The sequence below is a fragment of the Streptomyces inhibens genome (assembly GCF_003389455.1).
GTDB classification, from domain to species: Bacteria; Actinomycetota; Actinomycetes; order Streptomycetales; family Streptomycetaceae; genus Streptomyces; species Streptomyces inhibens.
In genome coordinates this window covers 1-2986 of the sequence record NZ_QUAC01000004.1, presented here as the reverse complement: position 1 = coordinate 2986, position 2986 = coordinate 1, and the positions used below count along the sequence as shown (strand labels likewise).

The 2986-nt window shown below is 69.1% G+C and carries 2 protein-coding genes and 1 rRNA gene; 2 read left to right on the top strand and 1 reads right to left on the bottom strand.

What is annotated here, in order from left to right; translation table 11 throughout:
• A partial coding sequence (locus DY245_RS00380; RefSeq protein WP_147318315.1) for an RDD family protein occupies positions 1 to 1037 on the bottom strand: 1037 nt, incomplete at its 3' end.
• 142 nt (positions 1038 to 1179) lie between these two features.
• Here DY245_RS00380 and DY245_RS00375 point away from each other — a divergent pair.
• Both DY245_RS00375 and DY245_RS00365 read left to right on the top strand, forming a co-directional pair.
• Entirely contained in the window at positions 1180 to 2187 is a 1008-nt protein-coding gene (locus DY245_RS00375; protein WP_128502335.1) for a stage II sporulation protein M, read from the top strand.
• Positions 2188 to 2927: 740 nt separating this feature from the next.
• A 16S ribosomal RNA gene (locus tag DY245_RS00365) occupies positions 2928 to 2986 on the top strand; the annotation flags it as partial.

Here is a 2986-nt window from a genome sequence, read left to right as displayed (position 1 = left end):
CGAACCGGCGCCCCGGAGAGCCCCGCACCGCCATAGGCCGCAGCCCCGCCACCAACTCCCGGAGCCCCGCCCCCACCCCCGGGCGGGGCCCAAGCCCCACCCGCCGCCGACGTCGACGCCGTTGCCACATCCCCCCGCCCGGACGACACCACATCCCCCGCCACACCCACCGACCCGCCCGACAACGACGGCGCCCCGGCCCACCGCTCCCGGCCGCCCCCATCGCCCGAGGCATCCCCCCACGCATCGCCCCAAGCCGGAGGTGTCGCCGCAGCCACCACGGCCGCCGCCCCGAACGCCCTCCGCGACTCCCGCGCCTGCCGCTCCCCGACCACCGCCGCCAGATACTCCGCCGGATACACCCCCGCCGGCACCGGCACCCCGGTGAACCCCCGCAGGTCCTCCGCCAGCCGCCCCGCCATCGCCCCGCCGACCTGCGGATCCAGCTGCCCCATGCGCGTCAGGTACTGCCGCACCGCCAGCCACCACCCATCGGGCACCCGCGACAGATCCAACGCCCCGGCCTCCGCCGCCAGCCAGGAAGACGGGGGCGGCAGCGCCGCCCCCACCTCGGCCACGGGCATCCGCTCCCGTATGACCAGCGTCCCCGCGAACACATCCCCCACCCGACGCCCCCGCGCCGAGACCAACGAGGCGATGGCCGCCACCACCCCCATCGTCAGCACGATCTCGATGGCCCCCATGGCCCCGCGCACCAAAGCATGCCGGAACCGGATCGGCCCGCCGTCCTCCCGTACGACCCGCAGCCCGCAGATCACCTTCCCCAGCGACCGGCCATGGCTCAGCGTCTCGATCACGATCGGTATCCCGACCTGCACCAGCACGAACGTCGCCACCGAGACGGCCGCCACCGCCGCGCTGTCCATCGACGACGTCGCGCTCACCAGCAGCATCGATATGGCGAGGTAGCAGCTCCAGCCCACGGCCACATCGACCGCCACCGCCAGCCCCCGGCTCGGCAGCCTGGCCGGCCGCAGCCCCAGCACCACCGCTTCACCCGTTACGAGCTCACTCACGCCGCGCCCACTCCCTCTCGCACCCCGAAGCCGCGTGCCCCGAGGCCTCGTCCTCCGAAGCCCTGCCCACCCCACGCCGGGCACGGCCAGTCTGCCAAGCTGACCCGGCACCCACCCACGGCGCTGCGAGGAGCGACACCGTATGGATCTCGATGTCTTCGTCACGGCACATGGCGCCGAATGGGACCGCCTCGACGCGCTGCTGCGCCGCAAGCACAGCCTCACCGGCGCCGAGGCCGACGAACTGGTCGCCCTCTACCAACGCACCACCACCCACCTCTCCCTCGTCCTCTCCAGCGCCCCCGACCCTGCGCTGACCGGCCGCCTCACCTCCCTGGTGGCCCGCGCCCGCAGCACGGTCACCGGCGCCCGCAAGGCCTCCTGGCGCGATGCTGCCCGCTTCTTCACCACGGCCTTCCCGGCAGCGGTCTACCGCCTGCGCCACTGGTGGATCCCCACCGCGATCCTCTCCACCGCGGTCGCCGCCCTCATCGGCTGGTGGATAGCCGCACACCCCGAGGTCCAGGCGGCCATCGGCGCCCCGGAAGACCTCCGCGCCATGACCCGCCCCGGCGGCCAGTACGAGACGTACTACTCCAGCCACCCCGCCGCATCCTTCGCCGCCCAGGTATGGACGAACAATGCCCAGGCCGTGGCCCTGTGCCTCGTCCTGGGCGCTTTCCTCGGCCTCCCGGTCCTGTGGATCCTCTTCCAGAACATGCTCAACCTGGGCGTCGGCATCGGCCTGATGTCCTCGGCGGGCCGCCTCGACACCTTTCTCGGCCTGATCCTTCCGCACGGCCTCCTCGAACTGACCGCCGTCTTCATCGCCGCCGGCATCGGCCTGCGCCTGGGCTGGACCCTTATCGACCCGGGCCCGCGCACCCGCCGTACGGCCCTCGCGCAGGAAGGCCGCTCCGCCCTCGGCGTGGCGATCGGACTCGCCGCCGTTCTCTTCGTCTCCGGCGCCCTCGAAGGCTTCGTCACCCCTTCGGGCCTGCCCACCTGGGCCCGCATCAGCATCGGCATAGCCGCCGAGCTGGCATTCCTCCTGTACGTCTATGTCCTGGGCGGCCGCGCCGTACGTGCCGGAGAGACCGGCGACGTCGACATCACCGACCGCGACGCCACCCTCCCGACCGCCGCCTGATGTGCGTAGAGCCCCGCTGACCTGCTAATCTCCTCCTCGCCCCAGAAACCCGTTGACACGGGCGGACGGGGGAGGTAGATTCGAACGGTTGCAACGAACTGGACAAGTTCATCAGCGACGGTTAGTATCTCCTCCGCTTCGGCCGGAATTTCAATTCGGCGAGGCGCAACCGACCACTTACCGGAAGCCCCGGCCGATCAATTCGGCCGAATCCCTTCTGATAAAGTCGGAAAAGCCAAAAGGCAAACCCCCTCCGACGGGGAATCGGAAAAGAATTCGGACCGGCAACGGCGCGAACAAGATCTGATAGAGTCGGAAAAGCCGAAAAGCGAAAGCCGAACGGCCAACCCCGCTCCAACAGGGGGCCGGAGACGGAAACGGATCTGGTAAGGTTGGAACCGCGAAGAAGCCGAAAGGCCGAATCGCACCGGCGAAAATCGGAGCCGCAAGGATCTGATAGAGTCGGAAACGCAAGACCGAAGGGAAGCGCCCGGAGAGCCTGGTGAGACAGGCGCAAAGGAAGCGTCCGTTCCTTGAGAACTCAACAGCGTGCCAAAAGTCAACGCCAGATATGTTGATACCCCGTCCAGCCGGAAGCATCCGGCGGATGAGGTTCCTTTGAAAGTCCTATCGACACTATGTGCCGGTAGGCAAAACACAGCGAGGACGCTGTGAACGAGAGGGCTTATTCCGCCCACTCGTTCCGCTCAACGCGGGTGTCACCCGATTACGGGTAAACATTCACGGAGAGTTTGATCCTGGCTCAGGACGAACGCTGGCGGCGTGCTTAACACATGCA